Genomic DNA, 19791 nt, shown 5'->3' with positions numbered 1-19791 from the left:
GCGGCCCTTTTTATTGGCTGATGGATCAATGGCTTTTTACTTCCGTAGAGGGAGCCGGTATGATTTGCCGAGCTTAAAAAGACTTGAATGGATGATCTGAACTCGATATGCGGATGAAACACCTGATTGCCGCGGCCCTGACCGCCCTCACCCTGTCCGGTTGCAGCCTGGTCTATCGCATCGATATTCCCCAGGGCAACTATGTGGAACAAAAACAGGTCGACAAACTGCGCCAGGGCATGACCCGCGAGCAGGTCGAGTTCGTGCTGGGCTCCGCCATGCTGCGCGATGGCTTTGACCCGAACACCTGGTACTACCTCTATGAATTCCAGCCGGGGCGCGGCGAAAAAGAGCGCAAGGAGCTCACCCTGACCTTCGTCAACGACAGATTGGCCACGGTCACCGGCGACTTCCCGCTGCCAGCGGCCTTCCATACCCCGCTCTGATCCCATCCACAAAACCGGCCTCGCGCCGGTTTTGTTTTATTGCCGCCGGCCACCCATTACCCCCTTGCAGCGGGCAGCCCCTCGCCCAATACTGGCCTCGATTCAATCACACAGGGAGAGCAGCATGAGCCGGATCCTGATCGCCGGAGCCACTGGCCTCATCGGCCGCGAGCTGGTGCGGCAACTGCCCGCGGAGCATGAACTGACCCTGCTCTGCCGCAAGCCAGGAGAGCCGCAGCACGCCCACCACTGGCTGCCGGTCAATTTCGATGAACTGATCGAAGTGAATCTGCCCGAGCCGGTGGATCTCGCCTTCTGCTGCCTTGGCACCACCCGCAAGGAGGCCGGCTCCGCCGAAGCCTTTCGCCGGGTCGATCTCGACTATGTGCTGGCCTTTGCCGAGCTGGCCCGTCGCCACGGCTGCCAGCGGCTGGTGGTGGTCTCGAGCCTGGGGGCCAACCCGCACTCCCCCGCCCTCTATCCCCGTACCAAGGGGGAGCTGGAGCAGGCCCTGCTGGCCCAGCCCTGGCAGCGGCTCGCCATCGTGCGCCCCGCCATGTTGCTGGGGGATCGCCAGCCGCCGCGCCGCTCTGAACAGTTTTTCCAGGCCATCTATCCCTTGCTGAAGCCACTGCTGGTAGGCAGGTTGCGCCGCTGGCACGCCATCGAGGCCAGCCAGGTGGCCCGCGCCATGATAGCCCTCTCCCGCCAGCCCGCCGGCTGCGAAGTGGTCGAGAACGAGCGGCTGCGCCAGCTGTAACGAAGCGCCCCGCTTGGCGGGATGACGGGATCAAAAAAGGCGCCAAGGCGCCTTTTTAAATGCGGTGTCGTGCCAGTGCAGGCACTGTTATATGAAGAATCGTGCCACAGGCACTCAGTCGGATTGTTTGCGATTGGCATTGGGACGGCCACCCGTGACCACGTCGGCACGCCCCTCCTCCTTGGCCTTCTCGGCGCGCTTCTTACGCATCTCCTTGGGATCGGCGATGAGCGGACGGTAGATCTCGATGCGATCGCCATCTTGCAGCAACTCGGCGCCCTTGACCGGCCGGCTGTAGATGCCGAACTTGTTGACCGCCAGATCGATCTCGGGATGCTTGCTCATGATGCCGGACTGCTCGATGGCGGCCTGCACCGTCGTGGTCGGCGCCACCCGCAGCCGCAGCACTGTCTGCTGCTGAGGCAGGGCATAGACCACTTCGATGTTGAGTTGATCAGGCACCGTACACCACCTTGGCACGGTTGGAGAAGGCCAGCACCATGGAGCTCACCAGGTCGCGGAAGATCTGGCCAAACGCCAGCTCGATGAGTTTGGAGGTGAACTCGAAGTCGAGATCGAACTCCACCTTGCAGGCATCCACGTCCAGCGGGGTGAAGGTCCACCAGCCCGCCAGCTTGCTGAAGGGCCCCTCCACCAGCTCCATCTTGATCTGCCGGTTGGCCTCGAGCAGGTTGCGGGTGGTAAAGGTCTTGGCAATCCCGGCCTTGGCCACATCGACCGAGGCCGTCATATAGTCATCGCCGGTCTCGTGGACACGGCTGCCGACACAACCGGGCAGGAACTCCGGATAGGCATGAACATCATTGACCAGCCTGAACATCTGTTCTGCGCTGAACATCACCAGGGCACTGCGAGTAATACGGGGCATGGCTTTTCCTCATCCAATCGCCGCGATTTTATCACCATGTTTGCGCTTTTGGAGGTAAAACCTCGGTCAAACTGCTCATAAAGCCATCAGTTGACCCGCTGCGCGTTTTACAGCCGCCCTTGCCCACGTATAATGCCCTCCTCCCAGTCATTGCCGGAAATCGCCCGTCATGAGCAAAAAAAACAGTAAAAACAAAGCCGGGTCCAACACCATTGCACTCAACAGAACCGCGCGCCACGAATACTTCATCGAAGAGAAGATCGAGGCCGGTCTGTCCCTGCAAGGGTGGGAAGTCAAATCCCTGCGGGCGGGCAAGGCCAACATCAGCGAAGCCTATGTCATCTTCCGCGATGGCGAGGCCTACCTGTTCGGCTCCAGCTTCCTGCCACTGCAGGCTGCCTCCAGCCACGTGGTGTGCGACCCGACCCGGACCCGCAAACTGCTGCTGAGCCGTCGTGAACTCGACAAGCTCGAAAGTCTGATCGCCCGTCAGGGCTATACAATCGTGCCGCTCGCCCTCTACTGGAAACAGTGCTGGGTCAAGGTCGAAATCGGCCTGGTGAAGGGCAAGAAAGAGCACGACAAGCGCGAAGATACCAAGGCCCGCGAATGGGATCGGGAAAAAGCGCGCATCATGAAGAACAAGAACCGCGGCTAATCCGCTTGATGCTGCAAGGTCCGGGCTCCTGCCCGGACTTTTTCTTTTCCGGCCCGCCGCTTCCCCGCTCCTGCCAGGCGTGCGCACAATAAATCGGCAAACGAAGCGGCTCCCTGCGGGAATAACCATCAACGCCTTGCCATGGCAGGATTTTTGCGTACAATCCCTCTTAACAACTTGGGGCTGATTCTGGATTCGACAAGATTCACGAAACCCAAGGTGCATGCCGAGGTGCGGTAGGCCTCGTTAATAAACCGCAAAAAAATAGTCGCAAACGACGAAAACTACGCACTGGCAGCTTAATAACCTGCGCAGAGCCCTTCTACCCTAGCTTGCCTGTGTCCTAGGGAATCGGAAGGTCATCCTTCACAGGATCGTGTGGAAGTCCTGCTCGGGGCGGAAGCATTAAAACCAATCGAGCTAGTCAATTCGTGGCGTGTCTCTCCGCAGCGGGTTGGCGAATGTAAAGAGTGACTAAGCATGTAGTGCCGAGGATGTAGTAATTTTGGACGGGGGTTCAAATCCCCCCAGCTCCACCAAACGTTTGGAAAGGGCCACCTCGCAAGAGGTGGCCCTTTTTATTTGTTCATGTGGTTCACAAGGACCCAACCAGTTGGCTTTTCGAGATCACTCTCACGGATTGATGGCTCTACTGTGAAGGCAAAACCAGTAATATAACGCACTGGTTCATAAGGATTCGTCATGCGCTTAGAGGATGCCTGCAGCCAACATTTCACCTTCGAGATGCTGTTTCACTGTGGTGAAACCTGGCAACGCCTCCAGTGCCCAAACTTGCCGGAACAAACCGAGAGCTGGCTGGCCTACCGTGAACTGGCAACGCATATTCTCGATCCGCTGGTAGAAACATTTGGTCACCCATTGCTGACCTATGGGTTTTGCGGGGTAACACTGCGCAAAGCTATTCTTTCCAACGCCTCCCCCGGTATAGCCCCCACACTGGATCAACATGCGGCCTGTGAACTCAATCAGCGAGGAAGAGTTGTCTGTCCTCGGCAAGGGGCCGCGGTTGATCTGATATACCCAGGGAAGAACAGCTATCAGGTAGCCCTTTGGTTGGCGCAGCACACCCCGTTTGATCGTCTCTATCTCTATGGCCCAGACCGGCCACTGCATATCAGCTATGGGCCCGAACAAAACCGCGCCTTGGTCGAACTCACCACTCACCATGGAAGACAAATGCCCAAGCGGCTGACACTCACCCAACTCAAAGGAATGTGCTGATGCTGACCCCCGAGCGCTTCACGCAACTGGTCGCTACCCTGCCATACAAAAAAGTGCTGCCCGACGCGGTCTATCTGCACAAAGAAACCCTGGCCACAACCAGCCCACAGCTCTACCGTTTTGTCTGTGCGGTAGCACAAGCGCTCAAACTGCCGGAGTGTGAATGGGATCTGGTCAAGTTGGCAAAGCAGGACTTTCGGCTGTCACTGCTCAACTACCCCACCTTCTTCGAAGAGGCCTACCCCAGCCTCAAGCAGAGCGTGACCGTTGATCTGGCCAAACTAAGCCATACCGTTACCCGCTATGACAGCCAGGACACTCCCCCCATTCTGCATCGCAAAGAGTGCATGCTGACCCCCGATCACCCACAGGCAGAGAGTTGTCGCCAGATCACCCAAGAGGGGGTGTTGGCAGGGCTTTACGATCATCCCCGCATGATTGGCTTCAAAGCATCGTGGGAGCGGCTTATCGCAAGACATGGCTACCAACTGGTTGATGGGCGCCTGTTTCGCACCTCCGCCCTGCCGCCCGAAGAGGGGGGCCCACAAATTGATCGCCACAAAACCGCGTTGGTTCGCCATGAACTCTCAGCCCCCATGAAGATGCTGGCACGCCATGGTTATCTCAACGGCGACTATGCGCTGTTTGATTACGGTTGCGGCCGAGGGGATGACCTGCGGGAACTGGAAGCACACGGTATTGATGCGCTGGGCTGGGACCCGAACTTTCGCCCGGATGGGGAGAAGGTGGTCTCCCATCTGGTCAATCTCGGTTTTGTGATCAACGTCATTGAGGATCAAGATGAGCGAATGGAGGCACTGCTCGGCGCCTGGGAGCTAACCCAAACCCTGCTGGTCGTCTCGGCCATGCTGGCCAACGACAGCTTTATTGCCCAGTTCACTCCTTATAAAGATGGCGTCATCACCTCGCGCAACACCTTTCAGCGCTACTACAACCAAAGCGAGCTCAAGCACTACATAGACAGAACACTGGATGAAAATGCCATCGCCGTTGGGCCCGGCATCTTTTACGTGTTCAAAGACAAACTCGAAGAGCAACGCTTTTTGGCACAGCGCCAACGCCGAAGCCACAGTTGGCAGCAGCTGACCTCGCCCACGCCTAACCATCAGGCCGCAGCAGCACTGCTGATCACTCGTCATCAACCACTGTTTGAAGCCTTCTGGCAACGAGCGCTGACCCTTGGCCGAATCCCGGCCAATGACGAATTTGAACAAAGCGATGAGTTAAGAGAGATCGCAGGCAGTCATCGCAAAGCCATGACCCTGCTTGGCCAGCATTTTGACCTTGCCCAGTTAAAGCAGGCCGAGCTGGAGCGGCAGCAAGATTTGCTGGTCTACCTGGCACTCAACCTGTTTGGCAAACGCCAAGCCTATACCCAGTACCCCAGCGAGCTGCAGCGGGATATCAAAGCCTTTTTCGGTGGCAACCCGCAGGCACAACAGGCAGCCAAAGCACTGCTCTACCAGATTGCGGATATCACCCTCATCAACCAGGCCTGCGAGCTGGCCCATCAACAGCTACCCAACAGCCTGCTCTATCCTGGCCATTCACTGCTGTTGCACAAATGCTTTATTCCACAATTACCGCCGCTGCTGCGTGTCTACCTGGGGGCGGCCTGCCAGCTCTACGGTGACTTGACCGATATCGACGTGATCAAGCTGCACATCCGCTCCGGCAAGGTGAGCCTGATGGGGTATGACGACTTCAGCAAACCCATCCCCCATCTGGTGGAGCGGGTCAAGATCAAGATGGCCGAGCAGGAGGTCGACTTCTTTGACTACATCAATGAGCAGACCCGGCCACCGCTGCTCAACAAAAGCTATCTGATGGCACCGGATGATCCGAGCTTCAAGGCACAACGAGCGCTGGAGCAAAGATTGAGCAAACTGCTTGGGATGGATCTGGAAACAGAACATCACTTGAGTCGCCAACAATATGAATCAGCTCTCAAAGAGCAAAAAAGGCGAATTTCAGGCTTTCGTATTTGTTGCGTAAAAGAGTAAAATCAGCGTCCCAAAATAACGTAAAAACCACTTATTCCTCGCTAAAACCTAATCAACAGTCTTATGACAATATGTGATTACGTTAATTTTGACGTAACCCTAGACTTGAAACAGGACTAGCCAGGAGCATCATCATGAACCACTTCGACGCTGACTACTGCTACTCATTCCCCGCAGTGCGTGGGATACAAGCCGGTCGCCCCTTCTATATCGCGACCTGCCCGATGCGCATCATCCCCAAAATTTTCAACTTTGATGAGAGCGAAGTCCCCCCTGAATTGCGGGCGCAACGCACATTGAACAAATCCCGGATCCCGGAAATGGTGCGATACCTCTTGGAGAATCCCAAGGATTACGTCTTCTCTGCCTTGACTGCGTCAATAGCTGTTGACGTCGAGTTTGCTGAACATCCCGGCTCCAACAATCTGGGCACTTTACGGGTGCCCATGGATGCACAGATCCTGATCAACGATGGTCAGCACCGCCGCAAAGCTATCGAAGAGGCGTTGGTAGAGCGCCCCGAACTGGGCCAGGACAACATCCCTGTTTTGTTCTTTGTCGATGAAGGGCTAACCCGAAGCCAGCAAATGTTTGCTGATCTCAACAAGTACGCGGTCAAACCCAGTCCGTCACTGTCAACGCTCTATGACCATAGAGATCAAGGCTCTGAGCTTGCTCGCCATCTGGCTACCAGCATGGAGCCCTTCGTCGGGCTTACTGAGATGGAAAAGTCGAGCATCTCCCAGCTCTCCAGCAAGCTCTTCACATTAAGTAGCATCAAACAGGCAACCCGAGCCCTACTGGGCAAGGGACCTAAAGAGGGCTGCACGGATGAAGAGGCCAAACTGGCGGCTCTCTATTGGAAAGCGGTCTACGACCAGATGCCGGATTGGCAGATGGCCAGTCGCAAAGAAGTATCGCCAGCCCAACTCCGGCAGGAGTATGTCCATGCTCACGGGGTCGGCCTGCAAGCTCTCGGTATGCTTGGCCGTTTTTTGATAAGCGAGCATCCTGATACCTGGCAAACAGACCTTGGTAAGCTCAAGGCCATTGATTGGCGCAAAACCAATCCGGAATGGATTCGCAGAACCATGTCGCATGGCAAGCTAAGCAAATCCACCACAGCGCTCCGTCTTACCTGCAACGCCCTTAAAACATCACTTAGCCTCCCCCTCACCCCCGAGGAGAAGGTACTTGAAGCTCAGGTTGTCTCTCAATGAACCCCTTGATTCAGGCCCATGATCTGGCCGATTACGAAGATTTCATCAATACCGAGCCCTTTGCCGGCCGTCCACTGGCAGAATACGTTGCTGAAGTACAACGCATCTATTGCGCAGACAAGCGACCCTGGGTCATTGGGTATAGCGGAGGTAAAGACTCTTCTGCTGTGCTGACGCTGGTCTATCTGGCACTGCTGGGGTTACCGCCTGAACTGCGCCACAAAGATGTTTTTGTAGTCTCATCAGACACCCTGGTCGAGACCCCTGTTGTCGTCGATTTGATCATTCGAACCATGGATCAAATCGAAAAGGGGGCCAAACGCGATGCGTTACCCATTACCTCTCACCCTGTCGTACCCAAAACCCATGAGACGTTTTGGGTAAACCTGCTCGGCAAAGGCTACCCTGCCCCGACTCGCAGCTTCCGCTGGTGTACCGAGCGGATGAAGATCAACCCGGTCAGTGACTTTATCAAAGACAAGGTCAGCCAGTTTGAAGAGGTGATCGTTGTGCTTGGCTCTCGCAGCAGCGAGAGTGCTTCCCGTGCCCAGGTCATTGCCAAGCACAAGATTGATGGAACCCGACTTGCCCGCCATACCACGCTGGCTAATGCCTTCATCTACACCCCTATCGACACCTGGGATGTTGAGGATGTCTGGAAACTGCTACGCGGCGCCTTCAAATACGCGCCGGATGATATAGAAGAGTGGGAAAATCCCTGGGGCGGCAATAACCGCCCGCTCTGGACTCTTTATATGGACTCCTCGGGTCAGGGTGAGTGTCCATTGGTCATTGATGACAGCACCCCCTCTTGTGGTAATTCACGCTTTGGTTGCTGGACCTGTACTGTCGTCACCAAAGACCGAGCCATGGAAAGCCTTATCCAAAATGGTGAGGACTGGATGCTGCCCTTACTAAAGTTCCGAAATCAGTTGGCGCTAACCACCGACCCAGCCCAGAAGGATATCTATCGAAACTACAAGCGTCGTACCGGTAAGGTGAGCTATCAGTACGCCAAAGAGGGCGAGGACATTGCCAGCGATCGTAAGCATGTCCCTGGTCCTTATTGGCTCAAATATCGCCAGCAGTGGCTGCGAGAACTGCTTTGCATGGAGAAAGAGCTCAATGAACAAGGTCATAGCATCACCCTGATTACTGAGCCTGAGCTACATGCTATTCGCCAACAATGGCTAATAGATCCCAACGAGCCAGATTGGGAGGATGCGCTCCCCAAGATCTATCGTGATGTCTATACCAAAGATCTCAATTGGGTCGTCGATGATCAGTCTCGCTTCGATGCCAGTGATGCCGAGCTATTGGATAAACTCGCGGCTCATTATGAAGTTGAGCCCGAGATGGTCATGAAGCTAATAGAGCTCGAAATATCACTGGAGGGACTGAGTAAACGTCAAGGAGTCTTCGATAAAATTGGCAGTATCTTGAAACAAGACTGGGGTTCCCTGGAAGGGATCCAGCAAAAACAAGCCGCACTGCAAAAAAGAAATCAGCGCGATCAACACCAAGAGACCATTGATACGATTGAAGCTGAACTTAAAATAGTACAGTCACAACTAAACGATGCCTATGAAATAAGCCATCTGCTGAGCGAGGTAGTCACTGATGATCATTAAGAGCCTCACATTGCATGACTTCCGTGTTTTTCGTGGCAGTCATCGAATAGACCTGACCCCTCGCCCACGCTTACTTGTAGATGGTAGCAAACTCACAGATCGCCCAATTGTACTCTTTGGTGGGCTCAATGGGGCCGGAAAAACGTCTATTCTAACGGCCATTCGACTGGCTCTTTACGGCCGGCTTGCTTTTGATGGACTCTATAGTCGGCAGGACTATATCGATCACCTTGCGGCCTTAGTCCATAACGGGGTCAGCAATACTCAGCGCCCAAATGAGGCAAGTATCGAGCTCTGCTTCACCTATAACAAAGCAGGTATTGAATCTGAGTTCACCGTTATCCGCAGTTGGAAACGGGGGAAAAAAGATCGTCTGATGCTAATACAAGATGGCGAAGCAAAAGACGAACTCAATTACGAGCAGTGCCAAGGTTTTCTCAATGAACTTATCCCTCACGGTATTGCCGATCTCTTCTTCTTCGATGGTGAAAAGATTGCCGAGTTGGCAGAAGATGAATCAGGCAAGGTATTAAAAACCGCCGTTCGCCGTTTACTGGGACTGGATCTCGTCAGCAAGCTGCGCAGTGACCTAGGGATCTATCTTAAGCGGGTGGATGCAAAGAGCCTGGGCTCACAGCAGCAAAAGCGCCTAGCAACTTTGGAGGCCGAGTGCGCCCAACATGGTGCAACCGCTGAGCGCCTTCGCTTTGAAGCGGATGTACACAAGACCCGCATTGAGTTACTGACTATCGACATCAAAAAGATTGAGGCGCAACTTGCCGCAGAAGGTGGGGCATTTGCCCTCACCAAAGCCCAAGAGGAGCAGCGCGTCGAGTCACTACTCAAAGAGAAAGAGCAGCTAGAAAAGCAGATCCGCCATGAGATGGAGGCCTATCTGCCTCTATCATTGGCCCCCAATACCCTGACCCAATTACTTGCTCAGCTTGAAACAGAAACCAGCGTGAAGCAGACTCACCACTTCACTACCGAGCTCACCCGCTTCCTGGAAACCTTGCAAGGGGAAGTCGCCTTCCAATCGGTACAGGCAGGTAAGATTGCCGCAGAAGCAATTGAAAGCCAGTTATCTCGTTATCTGGCCAATAAACCACAAGGAACGGTTCGTCTCGATATCTCAGAGAGAGAGTTTGGTGTTATCGAGCAGCTTATCAACCAAGAGAGCCAATACGCTAAGGCGCGCTTCTGTGTCGCTAGAGATCGACTGCAAGAGGTCGAACAAGCCTTGGAACAGGCAGCAACAAATATAGCCAGAGCACCTGAAGATGAGCAATTGTTCGACATATTCAAGGCGTTGAGAGTCCTCGACAGCAAGCGACAACAAGAAATCCATCGCTACCAGCAGCTACTCACAGAGGCCAAGCAGGCTCTTAATAAGCAACTGAGCGCAGCGCGGGACATTCAAAAACTCCACGATAAAGAGCGCAGTCAATTTAATGATAACAGCGCGGTCCATCATGCCCATGAAACCATTAAGCTGCTCGATGAATATACCGATGTCTTGACGATGGCCAGGGTAAAGCGATTGGAGGCAGCATTTTCTATTGCCTACCATAAGCTCGCCCGTAAGGAAGATTTACAGATCCAAGCCAGGATCAATCCGGCCACTTTTGATGTCGAACTGATCGATGAACAAGGCGTCAGCATCAATCGCAAGCTGCTCTCTGCCGGTGAGAAACAGATCTACGCCATCGCGATTCTGGAAGCCTTGGCAAAGACCTCTGGGCGACAGCTGCCCGTTATTATCGATACCCCCCTCGGCAGGCTCGACTCGCACCACAGGGATAATCTGATCGAACACTACTTCCCACAAGCGAGCCACCAAGTAGTCCTCCTCTCAACCGATACCGAGGTGGATCAACGCTACTTTGCAGAACAGTTGAGCGGTGATATATCCCACGCCTACCAGATCGAGTTTGATAGCCTAATGAAGTGCTCATATCTGAAAGATGGCTACTTCTGGAAACAAAAGGAGGCATGTTGATGCTACCTAACCGCATGCAAGTAACACAGCAAACCGAAGAGCAGTTAAAGCGGCTAAAAAGCATGACTGGGGTGACGCCCAATGTGGCCGCTCGTATTGCTTTTTTCCGCTCGATAGAGTCAGGGTTTCGCTACCAGGGTGACCAACGAAAACTCGATGGGTCTCTGGTGCTGGATAAGATCACCTGGCTGGGAGACACCGCTCAGATCACCGAGTTATTGCTCGAACTGACATACCCTGAGTTGGATCAAAAAGAGAGAGTAAAAGCTTGGGCATTCCATGTAGAGGATGGGATAGCTGCACTACGCAACCATAAGAGCCTAAGTGATTTATCTATGGCATTTTAAAAACAAAGAGGTCCTGTAATCAGGACCTCTGAAAAACTATATAATCAAACAGCTAGATTATTAACAATAAGTTTATATATAACTCCAGCAGATTTTGAGACCGGCTCCATGCCATCAAATATACTCTCGTCTAAAATACCGCCATCAAGCATCTCATAAAACTCGTCAGTATTTATTACACGAGCACCATTAATCCCTTCAACCTCAAACACTTTTCTCATGAGTAATCTCATAACCCGACATAAGGCAATAAACCCGATCGATTTGTTTAACACTGACTTCTTATTTTCTTTTTTCCACGCATTCGGCCAAAGTTCATTAACAGCTGAGAAAAAATTAAAAATATTGTGCGCAATAACTGTATCATTATCACCTAGGAAACTTTCTCTAAATGGATATTTCATTTTATCATCAAAGGTAGTGCCTGATAATTTGTAATGGTTTTTATTAACTCCGCCCTTAACTTGAGAGAGGTAATAATTTCTATCAGAGACCACGTCAGGTGATATTAACTTTATCATATTACTTACAAATAAAGCTTGGGTTAACAGTTCATTTTTAACATTCGGTGTTGCAACCCCCAAACGCTTTATTCTTCGAAAGAAAGGCCCTTCTTGACGATTCATAAGCACAGCTATATCATGGCAAGTTTTTTCTGGACTTCTAGCAATAGCTAGAGACTCAAGGTCGTAAACAAGAGAACGATTAACTTTTGTTTGAGCCAAATTGACAGTAGCAAAAATATTTGCTTGCGTTGATAAGTCTGAGTTAACAAATATAGTTACTAACAACTCGAAAGATTGTTTATCTCCATCATCAGTTATAAAGTAACTATTGTCATTAGTAAATCCAGAAATTCTATGTTGCCCATCCAGAATTTTAGCTATGTCATTTTTATTGTCGTCGTCATATGATATTGTGAAAATATTAGTTTTGGCATCCCATCTAACGTCTCGCTCATTAATTGATACAATTATTGAGTTAGGAAAGGTAGCATCAATATTGGATATGTATTTATTAATCTGCTTCATACGACTTTCAGATAATGGCCTTTGAATTCCAATATAACTATCCAATTCTCGACCATCTTCTTTTTCTAAGCGTCTAATGTCGCTATATGTAATTTCCTTTAGAAGAGCAGCATCAATAACTCCACAATAGAAACTCCCTATCGGCTGAGTAATTTCCAGTGCTTTAATTTTTATTTCTTTCATTACTCAACTCCTTGCGTAAACTTATCACTTAATTCATCAAATTGTTTACTACGTATACTTTTATATCGGTCTGATGGTCTATTATTCATATAGGATGAATAATACCATATGAAAAACGACACAATATATATTCCCCAAGCCCAGTATCCAAACTCGAACTGAAACAAGCCCTTGATAAATTCACTATCAGAATTACTCACAATTATTCTACCAATGCGGTAATAAATGAAAGCGAACAAACCAGAAACAAATGCAATTATTGAAAAAAACAACACCCAACCAAAATATGGAAGTTTACTTTCCTTTTTATCCTCTGCACTCAAAGATACATATTTAATTAGGAAAAAATAAAATGGTGTTATAAGTGCTGAAGTTAGCAAAAAGACCTCACCACCCTTAACATTTTCTCCTATAGCCTCGAACAGACCATTTTTTAGTGCTATAACTCGTAAAAATGAATCAAGTAATATTGGTAAAAATGAGCCAACTAGCATCCAGAAGCATTCAGTTGCTGTGACTTTATGTGTTTCAAAACTAAATTTTGTTTTTTTCATTAATGAAAAAAGCGAAATTATAAAATCACCAACCCTCTGAGTGAGGCCTGTTTGATTACTAGCTGGCACCTTCGCTAAACTACCTTTCAAACCACCTAAATCAACTGATGACACAGGCGCTTCAACTAAAGAAAACAACTCATCCTTGCCTTTCCCACCTTCACTTTTAAAGTATTTTTTTGTATTTGCAGCACTTGGGATAACCACATTGACACAATGCTTTCTCAGCTGAACTCTAACTATAGAACGCGGCTCCACTGCCTTGAATACATAATACTGACACCTAACGATCTCTCGATAAATATCTTCATAGTTTGCAGGCCGCCCAATATTAGCCAGCGCTTTTACTATTGCTTCAACTATTGTCATTGATAACACCTATTCACACTATCCATTAAAGCTCCCAAAACGCTCTATCCCGCATCATAGATACCTTTTTATCTCCATCAATATAGAGACTAAAGTGCTTATCCAATTTGCGGATATTTTCCATTAATTGTTCTTGCTCGGTCTTATCATCTTTATTAAAGATGGCCTTGATATCGGCATTCTTGATCTCGGCAACGCGATGCACCACCCAGGTCAAAATATAAGAGCCGTAGTTGTTTTCCCCGGTTTTAAAGTGGCTCAAGTCCTGGGTTGAGAGGATCACCCCTACCCCATACTCGCGCCCCTCTTTCAGGATCTTGCGCAGGCTGGGGAAGTCCTGCGACATAAAGTTGTCGGCCTCGTCGACCAGGATCATCTTGGTGATCTGGCGATAATCGCCGTTGACTTGCGGTTTGCCGCGCTTTTGCATCTGCGAATAGAAGAGATCCAGCGTCAGGGCTACCACCAGGTTCTGGATCTGGGGTGAGTAGCCCGCCAGCTCGATCACCGTCACACCATCGAGCAGCTCATACAGGGAGCTCACCTTATCTGGCATGGTTTCAAAGATCTCGTAGGTGACCAGCGAGTCGAGCGCCGCATAGAGAGAGTCTTCTTCTACCTTCTCCTGTTCAAGATAGAGATCCCACACCTGAGCCAAAGTGGGCGCGGGCCTTGACCAGGTGCTGGCGTCAGACCTGCTGATCCCAGCCAGATCATAGGCATCGAGGATTAACTTGCGCAGCCGTAGCTGCTGCTTGGGCCCGAGGCCAAAGGCTTTGGCCAGGGTCTCGGCAAACCCGGTCGCGGTATGCACCGGCAGCATCGGCATATCGCCATAGAGCGAGAGCGGATTGTACGACAGGCGATACAACTTCAGCCGCTTGCTCTGGTTGGCTTCACTAAAGGCATCATCCACATAGTCAGATTTGTAATCGAAGATCAGCAGACCGATACGTGCCCCCTCGACGTTGTTGTCTTGCTGGCGCATCAGCTGGGTGATCAGCGACTTGGTAAACTGGGTTTTGCCGGTGCCCATGGTGCCAATGATGCCGGTATTGGTATTCATAAAACGGGCGGTATTGGTCGGCTCCCAATATAGCGGCGTTTGCCGCAGCGCCTCGTGGCCAAACAGGATACGCATGGGTTCTGTCAGCTCGCCGGTCAGTCCCGTTTCCACCGGTACTGGGGTAACCGGGTCGGTGTTTTGGGTATCAGTGGCTGGTGCCAATGGCGCCATATCCACCGCCTGATTGCCCCCTTCTTTTGGCTGCGGTTGAGAGCCAGATTCAGGCTCAGCCGCCTCTTCTCTGGGCCCCAGCAGATATTGTTTGTCTACATGGCACAGGGTCACCAGCTCATCAAGCGCAGGGGCGCTGCTGGCCTGAATAAGGCTACCCAGCAAGGCGTAGGGCAGTTCAACCTGCAATACGCCCCGCTCGGTCATCTGGTAGTGAGGCACAAAGAAGCTGTCGTTTTCGATATGGGCGACCACAAAGCCTTCGGGATAGTCGGGCACGCTGGCCAGGGTATATTCCCCTTTGAGCCACCACTCCCGCTCGATCAACAGCGGCGCAAGCTGCGCCGGCTGCATCACTTCATAGAGGCAAAGCTTGTCGACCTGCATCAGAACCTGGCGAATAAAGAGACCACGGTAGAGCCGTGCGGCCAGAGTGTTGGGGCCAAGTACTTCTTCCATCAGGTAACGTTTAAGCTCCAGCGCCTGTTGCCCGGCATAGGCAAAGTCGGGTCTGACACCGGTCTTGACCTCCAGAGGCAACAGATAGAGTTGCTTGCCCTTGAAGCCGACAAAGAGCACGTCATCTGAAATGGCCCCTTTGCGATACCCATGCACCTGACGGGAGAACTCGCTGTCGCTCATCTTGAGGCCCACATTGCCGGAGACGCGGATCATCTCGGCCACGGAGAGGGGGACCCAGCAGATATCAGATTGCCGCAACAGGGCTGAGACAAACTTGTAAGCACCGATGATGCCGTTCTTCTCTTTACGCTCCTTGTCGTTGGCCGTGAGCATCTTGAGCAGCCACTCGCCGTTGAAGGCATTGAATTCGGAGAGCAGCGTCTCCCCTTGTCCGTGACCCTCTTTTTGCAACAAGCGTTTAAAGAGGTCTACCTGCTTGGTTACCGTGATGGCGTCATAACCGGCCGTGCTGGTGTATTGATCCGAGTAGTGGATCAGCACCACATCCTGCTGACTGGTGAAGAAATCGAGGGTCACCTTGGGATCGATGATGGTGGTCCACAGTGCGCTGTCATAAGAGCGGGTCAGCAGTGCTTTGAAATCGGCACTGACCGCCAGCCCCAGGCTGGTTGCCAGATACTGGGCATTGCTCTGGCTGGCCGGCTGCCACAGGTTGCCCAGCATGCGGGCCACCCGCAGCGACTGTACCCCTTGATAGGGCACGCCACGCAGACCAAAGGCTGTGAAATAGGCCGCCCCTTTCGTTTCGGCTGCTTCCCCGGCGATCAAACCATCACACAGCACACCACTCAGTGCCTCATCGGTATTGATGGGATGGCACTCTACCGGCTCCTGGTTGCGGAAGAACGCCAGATGGGCATAGGCAAACTGCTCGCGCTCGTTGGGCAGGGTGAACTTGCTGTAGGTCAGACGGCTGCGGATCAGATCGATCAGCATATCGGCCTCAGCACGCAGCGCAGTGGTGTTCAAGCCAAGCCAGGTTTTCAGCTCGTCATAAGCGGCCGTTTCGGCAAAGCGGTCGAAATCGTTGAATTGCAGCCGCTCATCGTAGAAGTTCACATGGATGGCGATCGCTTGCTCTTTGTGAAGCTTGAAGTGTTCGATCAAACCGAGGAAAAGCTCTGCCGCACTCGCCTGATTGATGGCATTGACGATCAGGGTGCTCTTGGCCCCGGCACTGAACAGTCGGGAATAGGCCTGAGTAAACTCGGCCAGTTTGTCGCGCACCAGACGCTTGATGTAGCTGTAGCTCTCCTGCTTTTGTGGCACAACGTCGAGCCAGAAGCTGTTCTCCCTCACCGGCAGCAGATGGGCGTAACCAGAGTCATTGTCGTAGACGAAAGGCAGCAAGCCAGATGCAACCAGGCGCTCGCGAGTCACCTCTGGCAATTCGGCAAAAGAGCTGACGCCATCTTCATCGCGATCGGCTTTTATCTCGACCACCAGTTGCAGGTGATAGGCAAGTACCAAGGGGTGCAGCGGGCTAAGGCGTTGCCACTCATCCTGGCGGCACAGGCCAATGCGCATCAGCTGTTTGTGCTCGAGCGCCAACACCGCATTGGTCGGTATCTCGCTTAACGCCGCTTCGTAGGCATCCAGCACCCGCTGAACCAGGGCGCAATAGCTGTCGCCCCAGGCAACCAGGCTCGGCAATGTTTTATGGTGTTGCAGATAGTCAAACAGGGCAGCATAAGCGCTATGCAAGTCAGAGAAGGCTGAGCTGATCGCCTCAAGTGGCATTGGATCGGCACTCAAACCGATATACAAGACCCGCTCATCAACCATCCGAGCTTCGAGATTCAGCAGCTGCTGGCGGATCCCGGCTACCCCACTTTCGCTGTTATCGAAAATGATCTTGCCTTTGGCCCGCAGATACTCGGCATTACGGTCATCTCTGAGCAGCTTGGCGAAACGGTCCCGGTCAAACAGCAGCGGAACACAAATACTCTCATCGGCGGCCGGGCCTTCAATATTGATGGGCAAGCGACGCTCGCCATTGACCAGCTCAAACTGGATCTGTTCGCTCTGCTCGGCCAGTGCCTCAAAGTTCACCCAACCACAGGCGCTGCAGTCCACTTCGGCCTCGTCGTCAGCAAGATGCATGATGGCGTCTTGCTCTGGGTTGACCTTGAACTTGTTCTCTTCCAGCAGCAGGGTCAGCCACTTCTTGCCCGCATCCACTCGGAAGCAGTGCAACAGCTCATCGAAATAGAAATCTCCCTGCTCCACGACTAGACAGCGGAACTTGTACTCTTCGGAGCGGTTATCGCGTTTGAGCTCAAGGCTAAAAAAGGTGGGTTCTCCCGTGACGGGCAAGGCCACCGTCGCCCAGCAGCGTTTACCTCCGACACGGCTGACAGAGTAAGTGACCGCATTTTTTAGCGGCCCATTGTGCATCAGTTTGAACTGGCTCTCGTCCAGATCATTGCCGATGAAGGTGAAAGAGAGGTTGAGGGTTTTCTCTCCCGGCGGGAGCTGGATCAGCAGGCTCAGATCGCGTTGTCCCGCCTTGCTCTGGCTCTTGGCTCTTTGTTGCAGTGAACCGCTGTCAACGGCCACCTCTTCCAATAGCAACTTTTGCGCTTTGTTGGCTTCAATCTCTTTGAGGTAGGCCTCGAATTCCAGATCACGCCAGCTCTCATCCTGGAAATGCTGGCGGATAAACTTGGCGCTGAACTCTTTCAGGACGCTCTCGAGCTGATCGAGATCATAATGCTCAACCGCATCTTCAATCTCGCGCCGCAGCTTGCGGTTGGCTTGGAGCCGCTTGCTGATCTGGGCCTTCTTGCCGCTCCAGCTCAAAATGACCGGATCATTGAATAGCTGGAGCTCATCAAACTCCAGAACACCATCTTGATCCAGTGCACTGAACAGAGGAGCAAAACCAAATACGGTCGCCCCCTCTTCAGTGATGAGGGCCAGTTGCTCTTCAAGCAGGCAGGCTGACAGCTCCTTGTTACTGCTGCCAACATCAATCAGTGCGCCAAGCTGCTGCGAGAGACTATCCGGATGCCAGACCGCACCGGGCGCCCCCAAATCAAGCGCACTGTTGATCAGGGTATCCAGCATGCTGTTGTGGATAATGAGCAGGGCTGCTTTTTCAAATTCTGCACTGCGCCCTGCGACCAGATCACGTAAACGGGAAATGTAGTTTTCGGTAAATCCCGGAGCCTCACCATGCAACACAGGTAAAACCCGCACGCCATTGCACTCTATATATGGCAGGTCAATGCCATCGGCCGTAGCCAGCGTATTTGTGGCAGCAAAGGTCACCAGTGACTGATAGAGCACCAGGCCGTTTTCAGCGCTGGGGGATTTGAACTGGTAACGAGAGCCCGGCTCAATGTCAGCACTGACCCACTCGATAAAACGCTCGGCCAGAAAATGCTCAAAGGGTCTTGCGGACATATACGGCGTCTCCACTATCACTCATTCGTTCTACATTGCCCATGCGCTCATAGAAGCTGACCAGTTGCTGCAATGACTGGTTATCAAGATAAAAACCGCGCTGCTCGAAGCCTTTGCGCAGATCGTGCAGGCGCAGCTTGTCGGCCTTGCCGATGGTGAGATTGGTCAACAGCAACAGCTGATCCTGATTCAGTACCAGGGTGCGGCCAGCGGCCCCTCGGGCCTGAATAAAATCACTCAGCAGCTTCTCTTCCAGCTCTTTGACATATTTTTTGTTCACGCCGCCACGGGAGGTATTGGCATCACGGAATTGCTCCAGAGCCAACTCTTTGAGTTGCTCAAAAGCTTCTGCCACGCTGTTTGTGAGAGGTCGTACAGACTGCAATTTACGGATTTCTCTAAAGGCCTGCAGATAGCTGTTCAAATCTTCCAGCAACTGAGTCTGGTCAGCATATTCCGTGGCATCGCGATAAACCTGCCAGAGCGGTCTTTTCTTGGCATCCCCTGGCAACTGGAGCACGTCAAGGGCGGAAAGCAGCGGGAAAACCCGCTCGCTGGCAGCTGCCAGCAGCTTGTAGCCAGAACGCTTTACCGATGTACGTTCAGAGCTGGCCTTTTCCGAATCGAGAATAAAGTAGAGAGGCTTGCTTTGGGGCTCATGTTGCCAGTCGGTCACATTCAGCGCCAGCTGAGCACAGTAAGCAAAGGCATACAGCTTGAGTGTGCCAGGCAAGGCTTGCAGCAGATATTGGGGATGTGCAGCCAAAAAGCGAATATCTTCACGAAATACGGCATTCAAAAACGGCAGATAAGGTTGCTCATCCTCATTTTTTACCAGGCTGCCGCTTTGCAGCCTGCCTTGCAAAACTGACAACAGTTCTTGCTCGACAAAGTTGAGCTTGTCATCGAGCGCATCTGCAAGAAAGAAATCCCCCAACAGGCCTGCAAACAATTTGCACAATCGCGTATCTGGTGCGCTGAGATCGGCTTGTCCACTCTTCTTCCCTTTGGCCTTAAACAACAGGAACAGAGGTGAAATGTGAAAGAGTGAGTCATTTGAAAAATAGGCTCGCTCAAGCACCTGCCAAAAATCAGGATCATCTAGCTTGCCTACAAACCGGACTTTGCACTCTTCCTTAAACTGCTCGAACTCATAGGCAGTCACCTGCTTGCGTAAGGAAAGCCCCAGCACGACACCCGTCACGGTATCCCAGTCAAACTCATTGCCTTTGTTGCGAATGGGCCAGTAGTTGGTGAGCTTGTTTTTATCAACCGGAGCTAATCCGACAGGAATTGGATACAGAGACATG

15 protein-coding genes and 1 other RNA gene are annotated in these 19791 nt (G+C 52.2%); 10 read left to right on the top strand and 6 right to left on the bottom strand.

Annotated elements, in window-relative coordinates; all coding sequences use genetic code 11:
- Positions 1-107 precede the first annotated feature (107 nt).
- Both BN1143_RS09950 and BN1143_RS09945 read left to right on the top strand, forming a co-directional pair.
- A complete protein-coding gene (locus tag BN1143_RS09950) occupies positions 108-446 on the top strand; it encodes an outer membrane protein assembly factor BamE (protein WP_005298963.1) in 339 nt (112 codons plus the stop codon).
- 124 nt (positions 447-570) lie between these two features.
- The gene (locus tag BN1143_RS09945) at positions 571-1206 is read left to right on the top strand and encodes an NAD(P)H-binding protein (RefSeq protein WP_042050422.1); all 636 of its coding nucleotides are present in this window, start codon (positions 571-573) and stop codon (positions 1204-1206) included.
- A 114-nt stretch (positions 1207-1320) separates the two neighbouring features.
- On the opposite strand, the gene BN1143_RS09940 is transcribed toward BN1143_RS09945, so the two are convergent.
- Entirely contained in the window at positions 1321-1668 is a 348-nt protein-coding gene (locus BN1143_RS09940) for an RnfH family protein (RefSeq protein ID WP_005298959.1), read from the bottom strand.
- Positions 1661-2095, bottom strand: a complete 435-nt coding sequence (locus BN1143_RS09935; RefSeq protein ID WP_005298951.1) for an SRPBCC family protein — start codon at positions 2093-2095, stop codon at positions 1661-1663. The genes BN1143_RS09940 and BN1143_RS09935 overlap by 8 nt, the downstream gene beginning before the upstream one ends.
- A gap of 169 nt (positions 2096-2264) precedes the next feature.
- Between BN1143_RS09935 and smpB the strand changes: the two genes are divergently transcribed.
- The 8 genes from smpB (at position 2265) to dndE (ending at position 11216) form a co-directional block, all read left to right on the top strand.
- Positions 2265-2753 (top strand): SsrA-binding protein SmpB, encoded by a 489-nt coding sequence (gene smpB, locus BN1143_RS09930; RefSeq protein WP_017766150.1) that lies wholly within the window; start codon positions 2265-2267, stop codon positions 2751-2753.
- Between the two features lie 179 nt (positions 2754-2932).
- Positions 2933-3292, top strand: a transfer-messenger RNA (tmRNA) gene (gene ssrA / locus BN1143_RS21930).
- A gap of 163 nt (positions 3293-3455) precedes the next feature.
- Positions 3456-3995, top strand: coding sequence for a hypothetical protein (locus tag BN1143_RS22385; protein ID WP_156141298.1), 540 nt, complete (start codon positions 3456-3458; stop codon positions 3993-3995).
- Between the two features lie 347 nt (positions 3996-4342).
- On the top strand, positions 4343-6019 hold the full coding sequence (locus BN1143_RS09920) for a DNA phosphorothioation-associated putative methyltransferase (RefSeq protein WP_231570578.1): 1677 nt from the start codon (positions 4343-4345) through the stop codon (positions 6017-6019).
- A 134-nt stretch (positions 6020-6153) separates the two neighbouring features.
- A complete protein-coding gene (dndB, locus tag BN1143_RS09915; protein WP_042050418.1) occupies positions 6154-7239 on the top strand; it encodes a DNA sulfur modification protein DndB in 1086 nt (361 codons plus the stop codon).
- Positions 7236-8870, top strand: coding sequence for a DNA phosphorothioation system sulfurtransferase DndC (gene dndC / locus BN1143_RS09910; protein WP_042050417.1), 1635 nt, complete (start codon positions 7236-7238; stop codon positions 8868-8870). Before dndB ends, dndC begins: the two co-directional genes overlap by 4 nt.
- Positions 8860-10869 (top strand): DNA sulfur modification protein DndD, encoded by a 2010-nt coding sequence (gene dndD / locus BN1143_RS09905; RefSeq protein ID WP_042050416.1) that lies wholly within the window; start codon positions 8860-8862, stop codon positions 10867-10869. The genes dndC and dndD overlap by 11 nt, the downstream gene beginning before the upstream one ends.
- Positions 10869-11216: a DNA sulfur modification protein DndE gene (gene dndE / locus BN1143_RS09900; protein ID WP_042050415.1), complete on the top strand. Its 348-nt coding sequence runs from the start codon at positions 10869-10871 to the stop codon at positions 11214-11216. Before dndD ends, dndE begins: the two co-directional genes overlap by 1 nt.
- Positions 11217-11260: 44 nt before the next feature.
- On the opposite strand, the gene BN1143_RS21925 is transcribed toward dndE, so the two are convergent.
- The 4 genes from BN1143_RS21925 to dptG are packed head-to-tail and all read right to left on the bottom strand — an operon-like array spanning position 11261 to position 19790.
- Positions 11261-12430 carry a DGQHR domain-containing protein gene (locus tag BN1143_RS21925; protein WP_082038500.1) on the bottom strand — a complete coding sequence of 390 codons (1170 nt, stop codon included), beginning with the start codon at positions 12428-12430 and terminating at the stop codon, positions 11261-11263.
- Positions 12430-13353: a hypothetical protein gene (locus tag BN1143_RS22380; protein ID WP_156141297.1), complete on the bottom strand. Its 924-nt coding sequence runs from the start codon at positions 13351-13353 to the stop codon at positions 12430-12432. Before BN1143_RS22380 ends, BN1143_RS21925 begins: the two co-directional genes overlap by 1 nt.
- Positions 13354-13378: 25 nt before the next feature.
- Positions 13379-18481: a DNA phosphorothioation-dependent restriction protein DptH gene (dptH, locus tag BN1143_RS09895; protein ID WP_042050414.1), complete on the bottom strand. Its 5103-nt coding sequence runs from the start codon at positions 18479-18481 to the stop codon at positions 13379-13381.
- Complete coding sequence (gene dptG, locus BN1143_RS09890; protein WP_017786504.1) at positions 18462-19790, bottom strand: DNA phosphorothioation-dependent restriction protein DptG; 1329 nt, start codon at positions 19788-19790, stop codon at positions 18462-18464. The genes dptH and dptG overlap by 20 nt, the downstream gene beginning before the upstream one ends.
- Between the last annotated feature and the right edge of the window lies 1 nt (position 19791).

The organism is Aeromonas dhakensis, from assembly GCF_000820305.1.
Classification (GTDB): domain Bacteria; phylum Pseudomonadota; class Gammaproteobacteria; order Enterobacterales; family Aeromonadaceae; genus Aeromonas; species Aeromonas dhakensis.
Note: the sequence above shows the minus strand (reverse complement) of the source record. Positions and strands in the feature narration are given on the sequence as shown.

Coding starts and splice junctions, on each gene's coding strand:
- BN1143_RS09935 (WP_005298951.1), bottom strand. CDS start 2,095: ATGCCCCGTATTACTCGCAGTGCCCTGGTGATGTTCAGCGCAGAACAG.
- dptG (WP_017786504.1), bottom strand. CDS start 19,790: ATGTCTCTGTATCCAATTCCTGTCGGATTAGCTCCGGTTGATAAAAAC.
- BN1143_RS09950 (WP_005298963.1), top strand. CDS start 108: ATGCGGATGAAACACCTGATTGCCGCGGCCCTGACCGCCCTCACCCTG.
- dndE (WP_042050415.1), top strand. CDS start 10,869: ATGCTACCTAACCGCATGCAAGTAACACAGCAAACCGAAGAGCAGTTA.
- dndB (WP_042050418.1), top strand. CDS start 6,154: ATGAACCACTTCGACGCTGACTACTGCTACTCATTCCCCGCAGTGCGT.
- dptH (WP_042050414.1), bottom strand. CDS start 18,481: ATGTCCGCAAGACCCTTTGAGCATTTTCTGGCCGAGCGTTTTATCGAG.
- BN1143_RS22380 (WP_156141297.1), bottom strand. CDS start 13,353: ATGACAATAGTTGAAGCAATAGTAAAAGCGCTGGCTAATATTGGGCGG.
- BN1143_RS22385 (WP_156141298.1), top strand. CDS start 3,456: ATGCGCTTAGAGGATGCCTGCAGCCAACATTTCACCTTCGAGATGCTG.
- dndD (WP_042050416.1), top strand. CDS start 8,860: ATGATCATTAAGAGCCTCACATTGCATGACTTCCGTGTTTTTCGTGGC.
- smpB (WP_017766150.1), top strand. CDS start 2,265: ATGAGCAAAAAAAACAGTAAAAACAAAGCCGGGTCCAACACCATTGCA.
- BN1143_RS09945 (WP_042050422.1), top strand. CDS start 571: ATGAGCCGGATCCTGATCGCCGGAGCCACTGGCCTCATCGGCCGCGAG.
- BN1143_RS21925 (WP_082038500.1), bottom strand. CDS start 12,430: ATGAAAGAAATAAAAATTAAAGCACTGGAAATTACTCAGCCGATAGGG.
- dndC (WP_042050417.1), top strand. CDS start 7,236: ATGAACCCCTTGATTCAGGCCCATGATCTGGCCGATTACGAAGATTTC.
- BN1143_RS09920 (WP_231570578.1), top strand. CDS start 4,343: ATGCTGACCCCCGATCACCCACAGGCAGAGAGTTGTCGCCAGATCACC.